Genomic DNA, 16,521 nt, shown 5'->3' on the forward strand with positions numbered 1-16,521 from the left:
GTCGGTTTCAAAAAACGCTTTGACGAAATTGAGGTAGACGCCTTTGAGGTCGGCGAAGCTGATGTTTTCATCGATCCACAGACCTTCGACCTGATGGAACATAGGTGAATGGGTGGCGTCGCTATCGACGCGGTAAGTACGACCCGGCGCGATGACTTTGATCGGTGGTTTGTTCATGCGCGCATAGCGCACTTGCATCGGGCTGGTATGCGTACGCAGCAGCAAAGGCTTGCCTTGCGTATCGTTGCCTTCGATGTAGAAAGTATCCTGCATCGAACGCGCAGGATGATTTTCCGGGCTGTTCAATGCGGTGAAATTGGTCCAGTCGTTTTCAATTTCCGGACCGTCGGCAACGTCAAAGCCGATGGAACCGAAGATTTCTTCAACGCGCTGCCATGAGCGCATGACCGGGTGGATACCGCCGGTGCCGCGACCGCGACCTGGCAGTGTAATGTCGATTGCTTCTGCGTTCAGACGCGCTTCCATCTGTGCATTCGATAATGCATCGCGGCGCGCAGTCAGTGCAGCTTCAATCTTTTCTTTGGCAGAGTTAATGACAGCGCCCTGTGCTTTGCGCTCTTCCGGCGCAAGCTTGCCAAGGCTCTTCATTTGTTCGGTGATCTGTCCCGTTTTACCGAGGTACTTCGCTTTCGCGTTTTCCAGCGCGGCGGCATCTTCTGCGGCGGCGAAATCGGTCTGGGCCTGGGTGACTAATTGTTCGAGGTGATTCATGCGGTTTGTTCTCGTCCTTTGCAAGGAAGCCGAAAAGGAAAGCAAAAATAAAACGGGGCATAGGTATGGAACCCTGCCCCGCTCGGATATTGCTGCACCGTCCGCAGACGGTGCATACGATCACAACACTTAAGCAGCGATGTTTGCTTTCACCTGATTCACAATTGCAGCGAATGCCGGTTTGTCCATCACAGCCATATCGGCCAGGACTTTACGGTCCAGCTCGATGGATGCGCGTTTCAGACCGTTCATGAACACGCTGTATGTCAGACCATGTTCACGCGATGCTGCATTGATACGGGTGATCCACAGAGCGCGGAAAACGCGTTTTTTGTTACGACGATCGCGGTATGCATATTGGCCAGCGCGCATAACTGCTTGCTTGGCAATACGGTAAACCTTGCTGCGACGACCACGGTAGCCTTTGGCTTGGTCGAGGACTTTCTTATGACGGGCCCGTGCTGTGACCCCACGTTTTACTCTAGGCATGATTACTCCTTAATAATTGAGTGTGAGGTTAAGCGGTAGGCATCATTGCGCGTACGGAATTCATGTTGGTGTCATGGACACCGACAGCACCGCGCAATTGACGTTTGTTTTTAGTGGTTTTTTTGGTCAGGATGTGACGTTTGAACGCTTGACCGCGTTTAACGGTACCACCCGGACGTACACGAAAGCGCTTTTTGGCGCTGCTTTTCGTTTTCATTTTAGGCATGACACACTCTGTCCTTTTAAGGGACAGTTCCATTTTATATGATTGCAGGTGGCAACAATTTCGTTACGCTTGGATGCCTGCTTTCACTTGTTATGCAGTGGAATCGAGTCCACTGCTATTTTGTGTAAATCGTCCGTTACCGGACGACTCGCACGAAATTCTTATTTCTTCTTCTTCGGCGACAGAACCATGATCATCTGACGACCTTCCATCTTCGGCCATTGTTCAACCTGGCCGTATGGTTCGAGATCTTGTTTCAGACGTTCCAGCATTCTTACGCCGATATCCTGATGCGCCATTTCACGACCGCGGAAACGCAGTGTGATTTTGGTTTTATCGCCGTCTTCCAGGAATTTGATCAGGTTGCGCAGCTTGATGTTGTAATCACCATCATCGGTACCAGGCCGGAATTTGACTTCCTTCACCAGAATAACCTTCTGTTTCAGCTTGGCTTCGTGCGCCTTCTTTTGTTCCTGGTACTTGAACTTGCCGTAGTCCATCAGGCGTGCGACTGGCGGTTGCGCGGTTGGCGCAATCTCTACCAGATCGACGTTAGCCTCTTCCGCCAGGCGGAAGGCTTCAGCCAGAGTGACGATACCGAGCGGCTCGTTTTCTACACCAGTTAAACGTAGCTCAGGCGCTGTAATTTCACCGTTGATCCGATGCGACTTGTCAGTAGCTATTGCAATTTCCTTTTAAAATCAAATAATTAAGCCGTGCTCTTGCGCTATGGGTTACCCCTTTTAGGCTTTGGTATCCATCTCGTTTTTGAGACGTTCCACCAATAAATCGACAGGCATTACACCCAGATCGACATTGCCTCGCGCTCGCACGGCCACTGTACCTGCGTCCCGCTCTTTATCGCCAATAACAATGATGTACGGCAGCTTCTGAACGGAATGCTCGCGTATTTTATAGGTAATTTTCTCATTACGCAAATCAAGGTGCACCCTAAACCCTTGTTTTTTCAGGTTTTGTGCAACAGCCTGTGCATATTCAGCCTGTGCGTCAGAGATGTTCAGCACGGCAATTTGCACCGGAGCTAGCCATAATGGCAACGCGCCAGCGTAATGTTCGATCAAAATACCGATGAAACGCTCGAGCGAACCGACGATAGCCCGGTGCAACATAATCGGCGTTTTACGGCTGTTATCAACTGCCACATACTCGGCACCCAGGCGACCCGGCATCGACGGATCGATCTGCACGGTACCGACTTGCCATGCGCGACCCAGGCTGTCTTTCAGGTGATATTCGATTTTCGGACCGTAGAAGGCGCCCTCGCCCGGCAATTCAGTCCAGCTGACGCCACAGGCACGCAACGCCGAACGCAGCGACTCCTCGGCGATATCCCAGCTTTCTTCGGTACCGATACGGCTATCCGGACGCAAAGCCAGTTTGACGTCGATATTTTCAAAGCCGAAAGCTGCATACACCGCCATCGCCTGCGCGTGGAACGCTGTTACTTCTTCGGCAATTTGCTCTTCTGTACAGAAAATGTGGCCGTCATCCTGCGTAAAGCCACGCACCCGCATCATGCCGTGCAAGGCGCCGGACGGCTCATTGCGGTGGCACTGCCCGAATTCGCCGTAGCGCAAAGGCAGGTCGCGATAGCTGCGCATATCGCTATTGTAAATTTGTACGTGACCCGGGCAGTTCATAGGCTTGAGCGCGTAAGAACGGTTTTCCGACTCGGTCACGAACATGTTTTCGCGGTAGTTATCCCAGTGACCGGTTTTTTCCCACAAACCACGATCCAGGATTTGCGGCGCCTTGACCTCCTGGTAATCGTTATCCTGGTAGACCTTGCGCATATATTGCTCGACCTGTTGCCAGATCGACCAGCCTTTTGGATGCCAGAAGATCAAGCCTGGCGCTTCTTCCTGGAAATGGAAGAAATCCAGCTGTTTGCCCAGTTTGCGGTGATCACGCTTCTCGGCTTCTTCCAGCATGTGCAGATAAGCTTCCTGCTCTTCCTTCTTCGCCCAGGCGGTGCCGTAGATACGCTGCAGCATTTCATTCTTGGAATCACCACGCCAGTAAGCACCCGCCAGCTTCATCAGCTTGAATACTTTCAGCTTGCCGGTCGACGGCACGTGCGGTCCGCGGCACAAGTCGGTGAACTTGCCTTCGGTGTACAGCGAGACTTCCTGATCCGCCGGAATGGATGCAATGATTTCAGCCTTGTACGCTTCGCCTATCGATTTGAAATAGGCCACAGCTTCATCACGTGGCATGACCTTGCGTGTGACCGGCTCGTCTTTCTTCGCCAGCTCGGTCATTTTCTTTTCGATCGCAACCAGATCGTCCGGCGTAAACGGGCGCTTGTACGAGAAATCGTAGTAAAAGCCGTTATCGATTACGGGGCCGATGGTGACCTGCGCGTCCGGGAACAATTCCTTGACTGCATAGGCCAGCAAGTGAGCGGTCGAGTGACGGATCACATCTATGCCTTCAGCATCCTTGTCCGTGATGATGGCCAGATCGCTGTCTTTGTCGATCAGATACGAGGTATCAACCACATCGCCGTTGACTTTGCCTGCCAATGCAGCTTTGGCAAGGCCGGTGCCGATATTGGCAGCAACTTGCGCTACGGTGACAGGCGTATCAAATTCGCGTTGCGAACCATCGGGAAGTCGGACTGTAATCATTTTGCTCTCCGTTTCAGCGGGACCCTGCATGCTGACGCTAGACTGGATAAATTGAACAACAAAAAATGCGGGCGAAAAAAAACGCGGGCTAGCCGCGCTTTTTCAATGGTAATGACGAAAAAGAACCCGACTTAGCGTCGCCTGGAAACCAATGTGGTTGCCGTTCGCGGTGTCATAACCGGGTTGCCTTTCTCGCTCTTACAGGTTTTACCAATTTTTCGTTGGTAGGCACGATTGGACTCGAACCAACGACCCCTACCATGTCAAGGTAGTGCTCTAACCAGCTGAGCTACGCGCCTAAAGAAGCGAAATTATAGCGGCAAATTATTTACTTAGCTAGTGCTTCTGCGAACTAAGTGCAAAAAATTCATCGCAAGCGAATTCCGCCACTGAAAAAATGCCATTAATGCCGCTTGGCTTCGAGTACGCCGTTGACCTCACGTATCACGTTCAGCGCTTTCTGCAATTGCGCAGTCGAGGCAATTTCTGCGGTAAAGGCCATGCGTGCCTGCCCTTTGACGCTTTGTGTACTGACGCCGATCACATTGATTTTTTCACGCAGGAAAATATCCGAGATATCGCGCAGCAAGCCTTGCCGGTCGCCGGCCAGCACAAAGATATCGACCGGATACACGGTCGCCGACTCCGGCCGGCCCCAGGCAGTCTGAATAATGCGCTCCGGTGCCTTGTTACGCATCTCGACGAAATTCTTGCAATCCGCACGATGGATGGAAACGCCTTTACCGCGCGTAATGAAACCGACGATCTCATCCGGCGGCGCCGGTTTGCAGCACTTCGCCAATTGCGTCATCAGGCCGTCGGTACCGACCACCAGCACGCCGGACTTGGCGCCGTGCACCACGCTGGAAGCGCGACTCTTGCGCGGGATGACGGCATCTTCCGGTTCCGCAGCATTCGGATCTTCACCATGCAGTGCCTGTTCTACCGTGCGCAGGCTGAATTCATCCTTGCCCACTGCGAGGAAGAGATCATCGACTTTGGAGAAGCCGAGCTTGTGCGCCAGCTCTTCAAGATTGACAGCTGTTTTACCTTCGCGCTGCAAGGTTTTTTCCACCAGGCCACGACCCTGCGACAGGGTCTCTTGCATATCGATCGCATTGAACCATGCGCGCACCTTGGCGCGGGTACGCGAACTGACTGCATAACCAGGTGACAGCCAGTCGCGCGACGGACCGACAGTTCCGGTCACTGTGCTGACGCCTTTAGCGGTGATGATGCCTACCGTCTGGCCATTCTTCAACACGGTATTCAGCGGCACCAGCACGCCGTCCACACGCGCACCACGGCAGCGATGTCCTACATCGCTGTGCAAGTGATACGCAAAGTCGATAGGTGTTGCGCCGTTCGGCAATTCGATGACGCGTGCCTGTGGCGTCAATACATAGATGCGATCATCCAGCGTCGCCGACTTGAGTTTCTCGACCCAGTCGCGGTGCACTTCTTCCTGTCCGACGACGGTATCGACCACCTCGCTTTTCCACGCCAGCAACTGACGCAGCCAGGCGATCTTCTCATCGTATTTTTGTCCGGAGAAGTTAGAGCCGCCGGACTCCTTGTAACGCCAGTGCGCCGCTACGCCATACTCGGCGAAGTCGTGCATATCGTTGGTGCGTACCTGCACTTCCAGTGGACGACCATCCTCCGCAATGACGATGGTGTGCAGCGATTGATAGCCATTCGGTTTCGGTCGCGAAATGTAATCGTCGAACTCTTCCGGTATCGGCGCCCAGATGTTGTGGATGATGCCCAGCACCGTGTAGCAGGTTTTCACATCGTCGACGATCACGCGGAATGCGCGTACGTCATACAAATCAGAAAACTCGATGGCCTTGCCACGCAGCTTGCTCCAGATACTGAAGATGTGCTTCGGACGACCAAAGACTTCCGCCTTGATACCGGCGGCCGCCATTTCCGATTGCAAACGTTTGATCGCGTTGGCGATGAAGGCTTCGCGCTCGACGCGTTTTTCTTCAAGTTGCGACGCAATGCGTTTGTACGCTTCCGGCTGCAGGAAACGAAAGGATAAATCTTCCAGCTCCCATTTGAGCTGCCACACGCCGAGACGGTTGGCCAATGGCGCATAGAGATCAAAAGTCTCGCGCGCGTATTGTTTCGAACGTTCGTTCTGTACCTTGTTATCGGCGAAATAGCGCAGCGTAGTGACGCGTGTACCGAGACGCACCAGCACGACACGCATATCGGACGCCATCGCCAGCAACATCTTGCGCACGACTTCGAGTTGCGCCGCCGCTTCCTGCGCCGCATTCTTGCTGCGCGCCGCCTCATGCTGGACGAAGGTGACTTCGTGCAGGCGCATCAATTGCCGTACACCCTGCACCAGGTTGTTCACTTCGGTACCGAAGCGCTCTTCTATCTTTTCAGCAGCGGCCGGGTCTACGGTTGCCAATTCAAACAGCAAGGCGGCAATCCGCGTATCCGCATCAGTTTCCAATTGAGAGAGAACCGTGGCGACGCCTTGCGCAAACTCGAAGGTGTCCTGTTCACTTTCAAATGCATCCTGTCCGGCCGAAACATTCTTGCCGCTATAAATCGGTTTGACGAAGGCGAGCGCATCCATCACGCGCGCACTGTCGTGTTCGGTCAAACCAGAGCGAAGCAGCTCCTGCGTATCGCTCTGTGATGATGCTAAGGAAACCATTTAAAACCTAAGAAGATGCTGCAACTACAATTATCTCTACCAGGCGCTTAGTATCAGGAAACTGCGCACCCACTGTGGCACGTGGGGGTGTATGGCCTTCCGGCACCCACTCATTCCACGCTTCATTCATACCGTCGAAGTCCTTCACGTCAGCAATAAAAATCTGACACGACAAAATACGCGTCTTGTCGCTACCCGCTTCTGCCAGCAGGCGGTCAATATGACCCAGCACCTCGCGGGTCTGTCCCTGGATGTTTTGCGTCGTGTCTTCGGCGATTTGTCCCGCCAAGTATACCGTGCCGTTGTGTATCGCTACTTCAGACAGCGTATCGCCTATGTGCAAACGTGTAATGTTCATCATGTATCCAATATAAAAACCGACCTGAAAATATCAAGCCAGCAAAAAAATTTTCGCTACTGCGATCTGATCCGCATGCAGGAAAGTCGGCGCGTGACCGACTCCCGGCAACTCCACAATTTGCGCTTTCGGCCCGCGTTGTGACATCGCCTGCACTGTTTGGTTCGACAGCAAATCCGACTCCGCACCGCGTATCACCAGCGTCGGGCACCGGATCGCATCGTACGCAGCCCACAGACGCTGCGTATCCGCTTGCACGCTGTGCACCGTGGTCGCCTTGAACGGCACGGCAATGCCCGGATCGTAGCTAAAGACCCATTGCCCGTCAGCATCCTGATGCATCACATCAGCGGCCAGTTTGCGCCACTGCGGATCACTATGCTGACCGAAGGAGAGCGAAATGGCGCGCACATAATTCCATGCCTCATCGAAAGTTGCGAAGCGCACATCCTTGCCGACATACTCGCCGATGCGCGCCAGAGCCGCCGCATCCATCTCCGGGCCGATATCGTTCAGGATCAGCCTGCGTATCGGATTCGCAGGCAGGGATGCAAGTGCCATGCCTATCACGCCACCGAGGGATGTCCCTAACCAGTGCAGCTCGTTCACACCGAGGCGCGCGATCAGCGTGACCATATCGCTGACGTATTGCGGGATCTGGTAATACTGCGGATCCAGCAGGTGACCGGAACGACCGCGCCCGACCACATCCGGGCATATCACCCGGTAATCCCTGGCCAGTTCTTGCGCCAACACATCAAAATCGTCAGAAACCCGGCTCAGGCCATGCACGCAAATCAGCGTTTTCGGATTGTTGCTCGCGCCCCATTCCTTGTATGCCATTTGATGCAGGCCGGTCGGGGAAAGACATTGCACAGACTTGATTTGTACCTGGGTCATAAGTTTCGCCATGGGATGGTCGGCGCATAAAGCGCGACATTTGCGGTTTTCTCTTGCTTATCTCTTGTTGATTTCTTGTCTCTTTATTGCTTCTTTTTTCTCTCTTACGCGTAGAATCTTACCAAAGATCGCCAGGCAGAAACTTTCAGATTGAAAGGTACACCATGCAAAAAGCTCCACTACACGGCAAGACCGCGCTGGTAACCGGCTCGACTTCAGGCATAGGATTGGGAATTGCACAGGCGCTGGCGCAGCAAGGCGCTGATATCGTGCTCAATGGTTTCGGTGATGCGAATGAGATCAAGACACTGCAGGCAGCATTGATGCGCAAGCACGGCGTCAAATGTGTGCATCACCCTGCCGACATGTCCAAGCCCGCCGAAATTGCCGCCATGATGGCGTTTGCCGCCGAGCAGTTCGGGACTGTAGACATCCTCGTCAACAATGCCGGTATCCAGCATACCGAGACCATAGAAGACTTCCCGGTTGAGAAATGGGACGCGATCATCGCCATCAACCTGTCCTCTGCCTTCCATACCACGCGCCTCGCGCTGCCTATGATGCAGGCGAAGAACTGGGGTCGCATCATCAACATCGCATCGGTACATGGGCTGGTCGGCTCGGTGCAGAAATCAGCTTATGTCGCAGCCAAGCACGGCATCGTCGGCCTGACCAAGGTGACGGCACTGGAGATGGCGCATACCGGCATTACCTGCAATGCAATATGTCCGGGCTGGGTCCTGACGCCGCTGGTGCAAAAACAGGTGGATGCGCGTGCCGCACGCGAAGGTTTATCGGATGAAGCAGCGAAGAAGGATTTGGTTTCAGAGAAGCAGCCGTCCGGCGAATTTGTCACGCCGCAGCAATTGGGTGCGCTCGCGGTGTTCCTATGTAGCGAGGCTGCAGTGCAGGTACGCGGTGCAGCATGGAATATGGATGGCGGCTGGACTGCACAGTAAGTCCAGCGCCCCGCTCCTCTGCTTTATTGCAACTTGCTGCTGTCCAGCGGTACACCAGTACCGGCCTGGATTTCTTCCAATGTGACACCTGTCGCCAGTTCCACTAACTGCAAACCTTGCGGCGTCACATCCATCACACCCAGATCGGTGATGATGCGATCAACCACTGCAACACCCGTCAACGGCAGGCTGCATTGCGGCAATATCTTGTGCGATACCGTGCCATCCTTGGCACGCGCCACATGCTCCATCAACACCACGATGCGTTTGACACCTGCAACCAGATCCATCGCGCCGCCCATGCCCTTTACCATCTTGCCCGGGATCATCCAGTTTGCAAGGTCGCCCTGCGCCGATACCTGCATCGCACCCAGCAAGGCGATATCGATTTTGCCGCCGCGTATCATGCCGAAGGAATCCGCCGAGCTGAAATAGGAGGAGCCAGGCAAGGAGGTTACCGTCTGCTTGCCGGCATTGATCAGGTCAGGGTCTAGCTCATCTTCGGTCGGAAACGGGCCTATGCCCAGCAAACCGTTCTCCGATTGCAGCCAGACGTGGATATCGTCCGGCACGTAATTCGCCACCAGCGTCGGTAAACCGATGCCGAGGTTAACGTAAGCACCATCCTGTAATTCCTGCGCTGCGCGCGCTGCCATTTCTTCCCGGGTCCAGGCCATATTATGTCTCCGCGTTGATTAGTTAGCGCGCAAAGTGCGTTGCTCTATCCGCTTTTGCGGGTGCGCATTCAGCACAATGCGATGGATGAAAATACCTGGTGTGTGGACGTGATCCGGATCGATTTCGCCGATTTCAACCAGCTCCTCCACTTCCACCACGGTGATTTTTCCGGCCATCGCCACATTCGGATTGAAGTTGCGCGCGGTGCGGCGATAGACCAGGTTGCCCGCCTTGTCCGCCTTGTAGGCTTTAACGATGGAAATGTCAGCGACCAGCGCCCGTTCCATGACGTATTTTTCGCCATCGAATTCCCGCACATCCTTGCCTTCAGAAACCACCGTACCAACACCGGTTTTAGTGAAAAAAGCAGGTATGCCTGCACCACCGGCGCGCAATTTTTCGGCCAGCGTGCCTTGCGGCGTAAATTCCAGTTCCAGTTCCCCGGCCAGGTACTGACGCTCGAATTCCTTGTTTTCACCGACGTAGGAGGCAATCATTTTCCTGATTTGACGGGTGACCAGCAATTGGCCAAGGCCAGCGTCATCGATCCCGGCATTATTGGAAATGGCAGTCAGATTCCGTACGCCGGAGTCGCGTAAGGCCGCGATCAGGGCCTCAGGGATGCCGCACAGGCCAAAACCGCCGACGGCGATGGTTTGCCCGTCGCGGACTATATCTGCCAGCGCGGATGCCGCATCAGGATAAACTTTGTTCATAGTCACCCTTCTTTGTGTAGAGTAGTCAGAAGCACAGCAGGTGCATCCGCCAGCATACGGCGGTGCTGTCATCGTCACAATACCGTAGAACTACGAGGCATGAGGGCTAAATCCGGCATGAGTGAACCAGCAGACATCGCAGCTATCGATTACGAAGGCATATTCCGGCACGCGCCCATAGGCATGTGTATTTCGCAGCATCGTGTGATGCATGACTGTAATCATGCGTTGACCACCATGTTTGGCTATGCGCCCGGCGCATTGAGCGGCCTGTCCTTCGCCCTGCTCTATCCAAGCTACGCGGAATTCGAGCGCACCGGTGCACGCATCGTCCCCATCATGAATGCCAAAGGCTGCTACTCGGATGAGCGCATCATGAAGCGTGCGGACGGGCAATTATTCTGGTGCCATGTCAGCGGACGCGCCTTGCAGAGCAAGGATCCGCATGCGGCAGGAATCTGGACGTTTGAAGACTTGAGTGAAAAGCGCCCGGTCACGGCTGAGCTGACGCCGCGTGAACGGGAAATCGCCGCACTACTGGTAGATGGCAAAACCAGCAAATTAATCGCGAAACAAATCGGCCTCAGTCCCCGTACGGTAGAGATGCACAGGGCGAAACTGATGCGAAAATTTACCGCAACCACGTCCAGCGAACTGGTGAACCGTTTGCTGGGCGTAGCCAGGCAGAACACTGCCGGTTAGCAGGCCAGGCACCATTAGCCAACCGGCGTTTCCGAATGGAAGTTACTGCACGCTCATGCCGTCGTCGGCAGTCATGATAGAGCCGTTGATAAAGTGCGATTCCTCCGCCGCCAGTAGCAGCAGCAAGCCATCCAGATCTTCCGGCTTGCCTATGCGTTTGCGCGGCAACAGTTCCAGCACTTGCCGTCCTTGCTCACTCTGGAAGTATTCAGAATTAATCTCGGTACCGATATAGCCTGGGCAGATGGCATTGACGTTAATACCAAACTTGCCCCACTCCAGCGCCATCGCCTTGGTCATGTGCACCACCGCCGCCTTGCTGATGCAATACAGGCCCAGCTCCGGCACGACGCGCAAACCTGCGACCGAACCGATATTAATAATACGGTGCTGTTTTTTCGGATCGCCTTTGTAGCGGGTGATCATGCGTTTGGCGACTTCCTGCGCCACGAAAAATGCGCCGCGCTGATTGGTATCCATCATGTGTGCGTAATCTTCCGGCGTCACATCGACCAGGCGCTGGCTGGCAGAAACACCCGAGTTATTGACCAGGATATCGATCGCGCCGGTTTCGGTCTCTGCATGCGCAATCGCAGATTTGATGCTGGCGTAATCAGTCACATCCAGGCTGACGACCTGGGCAGCGCCACCTTCGGCTTCGATCTCGGCACGCAACTCCTTCAAGCGGTCAACCCGGCGTGCGGCCAGGATGACCTGTGCCCCTGCCATCGCCAATACTTTTGCAAAACGCGCACCCAGACCACTGGAAGCACCGGTAACGAGGGCTACCTTGCCCTCAAAATTGACTTCTATGCCCACTGAATTCCCCTGATTATTGATGCAGTGCAAATAAAAACGTACGACTTACGCGTTATCATTACACGAAAGCGCAGGAATGCGCGTTTTTGCGCTTCGTATTGCTGCTAAAACAAGGGACAATATCGGCTTCAAGCGTGAAAATATCAGAACTCATTTCATAAATATCCGTGAGATGCGTTCTTACCAAAAGCGGTGCTGGCAAGGCGTGCGACGCGTCGCATAGTGGCCTATGCGCAAGGAGCACAACGCGGCCAGCGCCGCTTTTGGTAAGAACCCGAAGGGAACGGGCTATTTGGGCGTATTGCTGCGTTGCGCCGCTTGCCAAGGGGACCACCCTTGGCGGCACGACGCGCCTTGCACTACATCCCCAATAGCCGCGTTCGCACTCGCGGATATTTATGAAATGAGTTCTAGACAATACATAATGACCAATACCCAAACTGCCGATTCCAGCCTGCTCGAACAATACGGCCCGCGTGAAGCGATGGAATACGATGTCGTGATCGTCGGCGGCGGCCCTGCAGGCCTGGCTGCGGCGATACGCCTCAAACAACTGGCGGCTGAAAAGAATAGCGAAGTATCCGTCTGCATCCTGGAAAAAGGCGGCGAACTAGGCGCGCATATCCTGTCCGGCGCAGTGATGGATCCGCAAGCGATCACCGAACTGTTTCCTGACTGGAAGGAACTCGGCGCTCCGTTGAATACAGCTGTCAGCGAAGACCGCTTCCTGTTCCTGAGTGAGAAAAAAGCCTACAAGACACCGAACTTCCTGTTGCCTGCCTGCTTCCAGAACCACGGCAATTATGTAGTTTCACTGGCTAATGTCGTACGCTGGCTGGGCCAGCAAGCCGAAGCACTGGGCGTCGAAGTATTCCCCGGCTTCCCCGCTGCTGAAATCCTGTACAACGACGACGGCTCGGTCAAAGGTGTAGCGACCGGCAATATGGGCGTGAATCGCGCTGGCGAGCCTACTGCTGCCTTCCAGCTGGGTATGGAACTGCACGCCAAGTACACACTGTTTGCCGAAGGCTCGCGTGGCCACCTTGGCAAGCAGCTGATGGAGAAATTCAATCTGAACGAAGGCAAGGCACCGCAAACCTATGCCATCGGCATCAAGGAATTGTGGGAAATCGATCCGGCCCTGCATCAGCCTGGTCTGGTGATCCACACCGCAGGCTGGCCACTTGCCAGCGATACCTATGGCGGCTCTTTCCTCTATCATCTGGAAGACAATCAGGTCGCAGTTGGCTATGTGGTCGGCCTCGGCTATGACAATCCTTATCTGTCGCCGTTTGAAGAATTCCAGCGCTACAAAACGCATCCGGAAATCAGCCGCTTCTTTGTCGGCGGCAAACGTATTTCCTACGGTGCGCGTGCGATCACCGCTGGCGGTTTGCAATCGCTGCCGAAGCTGGTGTTTGCCGGTGGCGCACTGATAGGCTGCGATGCGGGCTTCCTCAACGCCAGCCGTATCAAGGGCAGCCACGCGGCGATGAAGAGCGGCATGATGGCAGCCGACGCTGCCTTCGTCGCCCTGGGTGAAGGTCGTCAGGCCGATGAGTTGAGCGACTACCCTATCGCGTTCAAACAATCATGGCTGCATGAAGAACTGCACGTCGCGCGCAACTTCAAACCGTTCATGAGCAAAGGCCTGTACACCGGCTCGCTGATGGTCGGCATAGACCAACTCATCTTCCGCGGCAAGGCACCGTGGACCCTGCGTAACACGCACGCTGACCACACTTGTCTGCGCCCTGCCTCCGAGTTCCAGCCTATCGCGTATCCGAAACCGGACAACAAGCTGACGTTCGACCGCCTGTCATCGGTATTCATTTCGAATACCAATCACAGCGAAGACCAGCCTATCCATCTGACGCTGAAAGATCCCAACGTACCGGTGCAGGTCAACCTGGCTGAGTATGCGGGCCCTGAAGCACGCTACTGCCCTGCCGGTGTCTATGAATTCGTCAAGACAGATGCGGGTGACGACCGTTTACAAATCAATGCGCAAAACTGCGTGCATTGCAAAACCTGTGACATCAAGGATCCGACACAAAACATCGTATGGGTTACGCCTGAGGGTGGCGGTGGCCCTAACTATCCGAATATGTAAAAACAAAAAGCCGCTTTTCAGCGGCTTTTTTAATATTCATTGCACGACAGCGTGAAGGCTTAGAGCTTCCATTCCCCGCTGATTATTTTCTCCAGCCAGAATGCGCCGATGACGGTTTTGACGTCGGTGATTTTTCCTTCGCGTATCAGGCCGGGTAGTTCATCCGCGCCCAGCGTAAAGATATCGAGGAACTCCTCATCATCCAGCTTGCGCTCGCCGGCAGTCAGGCCGCGCGCCAGATACAGGTCCAGGTGCTCGTCTGCATAAGCAATCGCATTGTGTATGGTGCACACGAATTGCCAGTCGGTCGCGGTGTAACCGGTTTCTTCCAGCAACTCACGCTTCGCGCAGGCCAATGGCTCTTCGCCCGGATCTATCTTCCCGGCAGGGAATTCGATAAAGACGCGATCTATCGGGTAGCGGAACTGCCGCTCCATCAACACCTTGCCGTCATCAAATAAAGGCAGGACGACCACCGCACCAGGATGCTTGATGTACTCACGCGTAGTCGGCTGGCCATTCGGCAGACGCACGGTATCGCGTTGTACTTTCAGGAAATGACCGTCGTAGGCGAGCGTGCTGTCGATGCGAATTTCTTTGAGGTGATTATCCATCTGCAGCTCCGGTAGGCACTCAGCCTGCATGATAAGGCCGATGTGCGTCACTGATGTCAGTAAAGTCTGTCAGTGATGACGCTTGCGCATATAGCGCATGACAAAGCCTGGATAGGCCAGCACGATAAATAGACAGCCGGTCACGGCGAAAAATTCCCAGCCTTGCGGGAAAACACTGCCGATACGGGACTCCAGCCCGCGTGCGACCAAACCGACGACCAGATACAGTACGAACAGTTCGATCAGACGCAGCCAGACCGGCTTGCTGGAGGAAGATAAAGGAAGAACGGCGAAAAGCCGTTCATTGAAGAATGGAAGGTTGGCGCTGAACAGCGCCAACAAAATCACAAACCAGCTGGCAAGTGAGACATCCACTCAGTTTCAGATCAGGACGCGAGCGTCTTGACGATAGCAGCTGCGCAAGCTGTCATCAAAGGACCTGGTACCAGGCCCAGAACCAGCAAGGAAGCGCCGTTGATGCTCAGTGCAACACTCACGTCTTTGCTGACCACGATCTTGGAGTTATCCAGTGGCTCATCGAAGTACATGACTTTGACCACACGCAGGTAGTAGTAAGCACCAATCAGCGAGAACAACACTGCTACGATCGCCAGCCAGATCTGGCCTGTGCTCAATACAGCTTGCAATACCGACAGCTTGGCGTAGAAGCCGACGACTGGTGGCACACCTGCCAGCGAGAACATCAGCATCAGTGTAACCAGCGCGAACCATGGGCTGCGTTGGTTCAGGCCTTTGAAATCGTCGATGTTTTCAGCTTCGAAACCAGCACGCGACAACAACATGATGACGCCGAAGATGCCCAGGGTAGTCAGCACATAGGTGATCGAGTAGAACATCGCTGCGCTGTAACCGTTGGTAGTCGTGCCATCAGCACCGACAACCACGCCGGACAACAAACCGAGCAGGATGAAGCCCATTTGCGAAATCGTCGAATACGCCAGCATGCGCTTGATATTCGTTTGTACGATCGCGGTAACGTTACCGATTGCCATCGACAGCACAGCCAGGATGGTCAGCATTTGCTGCCAGTCGATCGCCAGTGCCGGCAAACCTTCTACCAGCAGACGGATGGTGATCGCGAATGCAGCCAGTTTAGGCGCACCACCCAGCAACAGGGTGACCGATGTAGGCGCACCTTGATAAACGTCAGGTACCCACATGTGGAACGGTACCACGCCCAGTTTGAACGCCAGACCAGATACCAGGAATACCAGACCGAAGATCAGGATAGGTTTGTTCACGGTACCAGCTGCGGTAGCACGTGCCACTTCGGTCAGGTCGAGCGAACCGGTTGCACCGTACAACATCGAGATACCATACAACAGGAAACCGGAAGCCAGCGCACCCAGGATGAAGTACTTCATCGCAGCTTCGGTCGAGACAGCGTGGTCACGACGCATAGCAACCAGTGCGTACAGCGACAACGACATCAGTTCCAGACCCAGGTAGATGATCAGGAAGTTGTTGGCCGAGATCATGACCATCTGACCCAGCAGCGAGAACAGCGCGAGCAGGTAGAACTCACCGCCGAGGCGGCCATTTACCATTTCACGGTCCAGACCGTATTGGCGCGAGTAAATCAGTGTCAGGCCAACGGCAACATACGAACAGATCTTCAACAGGCTCGACATCGGATCCGAGACGAACATATTATTGAAGGTGTAGACAGTCGCACCTGTGTTGAAGTCACACAGGCTAAGCACACCGCAAACCAGCAATGCAATAATCGACAGCACGTAAGTGATGTTGCGTTTCTCGTCCTTCAGAAACAAGTCAATCAGCAAAATTGCGCAAATCGCAATTGCCAGGAATATTTCAGGAAGGACGGGTATCAGATTCAAATTATTCATTTTGTCGCAGTTC

The 16,521-nt window shown here is 54.4% G+C and carries 17 protein-coding genes and 1 tRNA gene; 3 read left to right on the forward strand and 15 right to left on the reverse strand.

Going from position 1 to position 16,521, the window contains the following annotated elements; genetic code table 11:
- The 9 genes from DBR37_RS13290 to DBR37_RS13330 all read right to left on the reverse strand — a co-directional run.
- Positions 1-732, reverse strand: a 732-nt coding sequence (locus DBR37_RS13290; protein WP_233588383.1) for a phenylalanine--tRNA ligase subunit alpha, incomplete at its 3' end; no start/stop codon positions are given.
- Between the two features lie 129 nt (positions 733-861).
- Entirely contained in the window at positions 862-1,221 is a 360-nt protein-coding gene (gene rplT, locus DBR37_RS13295; RefSeq protein WP_012079346.1) for a 50S ribosomal protein L20, read from the reverse strand.
- 28 nt (positions 1,222-1,249) lie between these two features.
- Positions 1,250-1,447 (reverse strand): 50S ribosomal protein L35, encoded by a 198-nt coding sequence (gene rpmI, locus DBR37_RS13300; RefSeq protein WP_124574982.1) that lies wholly within the window; start codon positions 1,445-1,447, stop codon positions 1,250-1,252.
- Between the two features lie 161 nt (positions 1,448-1,608).
- Positions 1,609-2,130 (reverse strand): translation initiation factor IF-3, encoded by a 522-nt coding sequence (infC, locus tag DBR37_RS13305; protein ID WP_124574983.1) that lies wholly within the window; start codon positions 2,128-2,130, stop codon positions 1,609-1,611.
- A 60-nt stretch (positions 2,131-2,190) separates the two neighbouring features.
- A complete protein-coding gene (thrS, locus tag DBR37_RS13310; RefSeq protein WP_124574984.1) occupies positions 2,191-4,098 on the reverse strand; it encodes a threonine--tRNA ligase in 1,908 nt (635 codons plus the stop codon).
- Positions 4,099-4,320: 222 nt separating this feature from the next.
- Positions 4,321-4,397, reverse strand: a tRNA-Val gene (locus DBR37_RS13315).
- Between the two features lie 104 nt (positions 4,398-4,501).
- Positions 4,502-6,778 carry a bifunctional (p)ppGpp synthetase/guanosine-3',5'-bis(diphosphate) 3'-pyrophosphohydrolase gene (locus tag DBR37_RS13320; protein WP_124574985.1) on the reverse strand — a complete coding sequence of 759 codons (2,277 nt, stop codon included), beginning with the start codon at positions 6,776-6,778 and terminating at the stop codon, positions 4,502-4,504.
- Positions 6,779-6,785: 7 nt separating this feature from the next.
- Positions 6,786-7,136, reverse strand: coding sequence for a RidA family protein (locus tag DBR37_RS13325; RefSeq protein ID WP_124575405.1), 351 nt, complete (start codon positions 7,134-7,136; stop codon positions 6,786-6,788).
- A gap of 33 nt (positions 7,137-7,169) precedes the next feature.
- Entirely contained in the window at positions 7,170-8,036 is an 867-nt protein-coding gene (locus DBR37_RS13330; RefSeq protein WP_124574986.1) for an alpha/beta fold hydrolase, read from the reverse strand.
- A gap of 164 nt (positions 8,037-8,200) precedes the next feature.
- Between DBR37_RS13330 and DBR37_RS13335 the strand changes: the two genes are divergently transcribed.
- A complete protein-coding gene (locus tag DBR37_RS13335) occupies positions 8,201-8,995 on the forward strand; it encodes a 3-hydroxybutyrate dehydrogenase (RefSeq protein ID WP_124574987.1) in 795 nt (264 codons plus the stop codon).
- 23 nt (positions 8,996-9,018) lie between these two features.
- Here the strand turns inward: DBR37_RS13335 and DBR37_RS13340 are convergent, their stop codons facing one another.
- Positions 9,019-9,672 (reverse strand): CoA transferase subunit B, encoded by a 654-nt coding sequence (locus DBR37_RS13340; RefSeq protein ID WP_124574988.1) that lies wholly within the window; start codon positions 9,670-9,672, stop codon positions 9,019-9,021.
- Positions 9,673-9,690: 18 nt separating this feature from the next.
- The gene (locus DBR37_RS13345) at positions 9,691-10,389 is read right to left on the reverse strand and encodes a CoA transferase subunit A (RefSeq protein WP_124574989.1); all 699 of its coding nucleotides are present in this window, start codon (positions 10,387-10,389) and stop codon (positions 9,691-9,693) included.
- A gap of 117 nt (positions 10,390-10,506) precedes the next feature.
- Between DBR37_RS13345 and DBR37_RS13350 the strand changes: the two genes are divergently transcribed.
- On the forward strand, positions 10,507-11,091 hold the full coding sequence (locus DBR37_RS13350) for a LuxR C-terminal-related transcriptional regulator (protein ID WP_233588384.1): 585 nt from the start codon (positions 10,507-10,509) through the stop codon (positions 11,089-11,091).
- 42 nt (positions 11,092-11,133) lie between these two features.
- Here DBR37_RS13350 and DBR37_RS13355 read toward each other — a convergent pair whose 3' ends face one another.
- Entirely contained in the window at positions 11,134-11,910 is a 777-nt protein-coding gene (locus DBR37_RS13355) for an SDR family oxidoreductase (protein WP_124574991.1), read from the reverse strand.
- A gap of 424 nt (positions 11,911-12,334) precedes the next feature.
- On the opposite strand from DBR37_RS13355, the gene DBR37_RS13360 reads away from it, so the two are divergent.
- Positions 12,335-14,023 carry an electron transfer flavoprotein-ubiquinone oxidoreductase gene (locus tag DBR37_RS13360; RefSeq protein WP_124574992.1) on the forward strand — a complete coding sequence of 563 codons (1,689 nt, stop codon included), beginning with the start codon at positions 12,335-12,337 and terminating at the stop codon, positions 14,021-14,023.
- 59 nt (positions 14,024-14,082) lie between these two features.
- Here DBR37_RS13360 and DBR37_RS13365 read toward each other — a convergent pair whose 3' ends face one another.
- From DBR37_RS13365 to nuoN, 3 genes are all read right to left on the reverse strand, one after another.
- Positions 14,083-14,637 (reverse strand): NUDIX domain-containing protein, encoded by a 555-nt coding sequence (locus DBR37_RS13365; RefSeq protein WP_124574993.1) that lies wholly within the window; start codon positions 14,635-14,637, stop codon positions 14,083-14,085.
- A 69-nt stretch (positions 14,638-14,706) separates the two neighbouring features.
- Complete coding sequence (locus DBR37_RS13370) at positions 14,707-15,012, reverse strand: DUF2818 family protein (protein WP_124574994.1); 306 nt, start codon at positions 15,010-15,012, stop codon at positions 14,707-14,709.
- Positions 15,013-15,023: 11 nt separating this feature from the next.
- Positions 15,024-16,508, reverse strand: a complete 1,485-nt coding sequence (gene nuoN, locus DBR37_RS13375) for an NADH-quinone oxidoreductase subunit NuoN (RefSeq protein WP_124574995.1) — start codon at positions 16,506-16,508, stop codon at positions 15,024-15,026.
- Positions 16,509-16,521 lie beyond the last annotated feature (13 nt).

Origin of the sequence: Herminiimonas sp. KBW02 (genome assembly GCF_003852535.1) — a bacterium.
Classification (GTDB): domain Bacteria; phylum Pseudomonadota; class Gammaproteobacteria; order Burkholderiales; family Burkholderiaceae_D; genus Oxalicibacterium.

Excerpts from the sequence above, each read along its gene's own strand:
- rplT (WP_012079346.1), bottom strand. The coding sequence starts at position 1,221 with ATGCCTAGAGTAAAACGTGGGGTCACAGCACGGGCCCGTCATAAGAAA.
- rpmI (WP_124574982.1), bottom strand. The coding sequence starts at position 1,447 with ATGCCTAAAATGAAAACGAAAAGCAGCGCCAAAAAGCGCTTTCGTGTA.
- thrS (WP_124574984.1), bottom strand. The coding sequence starts at position 4,098 with ATGATTACAGTCCGACTTCCCGATGGTTCGCAACGCGAATTTGATACG.
- DBR37_RS13320 (WP_124574985.1), bottom strand. The coding sequence starts at position 6,778 with ATGGTTTCCTTAGCATCATCACAGAGCGATACGCAGGAGCTGCTTCGC.
- DBR37_RS13325 (WP_124575405.1), bottom strand. The coding sequence starts at position 7,136 with ATGAACATTACACGTTTGCACATAGGCGATACGCTGTCTGAAGTAGCG.
- DBR37_RS13330 (WP_124574986.1), bottom strand. The coding sequence starts at position 8,036 with ATGACCCAGGTACAAATCAAGTCTGTGCAATGTCTTTCCCCGACCGGC.
- DBR37_RS13335 (WP_124574987.1), top strand. The coding sequence starts at position 8,201 with ATGCAAAAAGCTCCACTACACGGCAAGACCGCGCTGGTAACCGGCTCG.
- DBR37_RS13340 (WP_124574988.1), bottom strand. The coding sequence starts at position 9,672 with ATGGCCTGGACCCGGGAAGAAATGGCAGCGCGCGCAGCGCAGGAATTA.
- DBR37_RS13345 (WP_124574989.1), bottom strand. The coding sequence starts at position 10,389 with ATGAACAAAGTTTATCCTGATGCGGCATCCGCGCTGGCAGATATAGTC.
- DBR37_RS13350 (WP_233588384.1), top strand. The coding sequence starts at position 10,507 with ATGAGTGAACCAGCAGACATCGCAGCTATCGATTACGAAGGCATATTC.
- DBR37_RS13360 (WP_124574992.1), top strand. The coding sequence starts at position 12,335 with ATGACCAATACCCAAACTGCCGATTCCAGCCTGCTCGAACAATACGGC.
- DBR37_RS13365 (WP_124574993.1), bottom strand. The coding sequence starts at position 14,637 with ATGGATAATCACCTCAAAGAAATTCGCATCGACAGCACGCTCGCCTAC.
- nuoN (WP_124574995.1), bottom strand. The coding sequence starts at position 16,508 with ATGAATAATTTGAATCTGATACCCGTCCTTCCTGAAATATTCCTGGCA.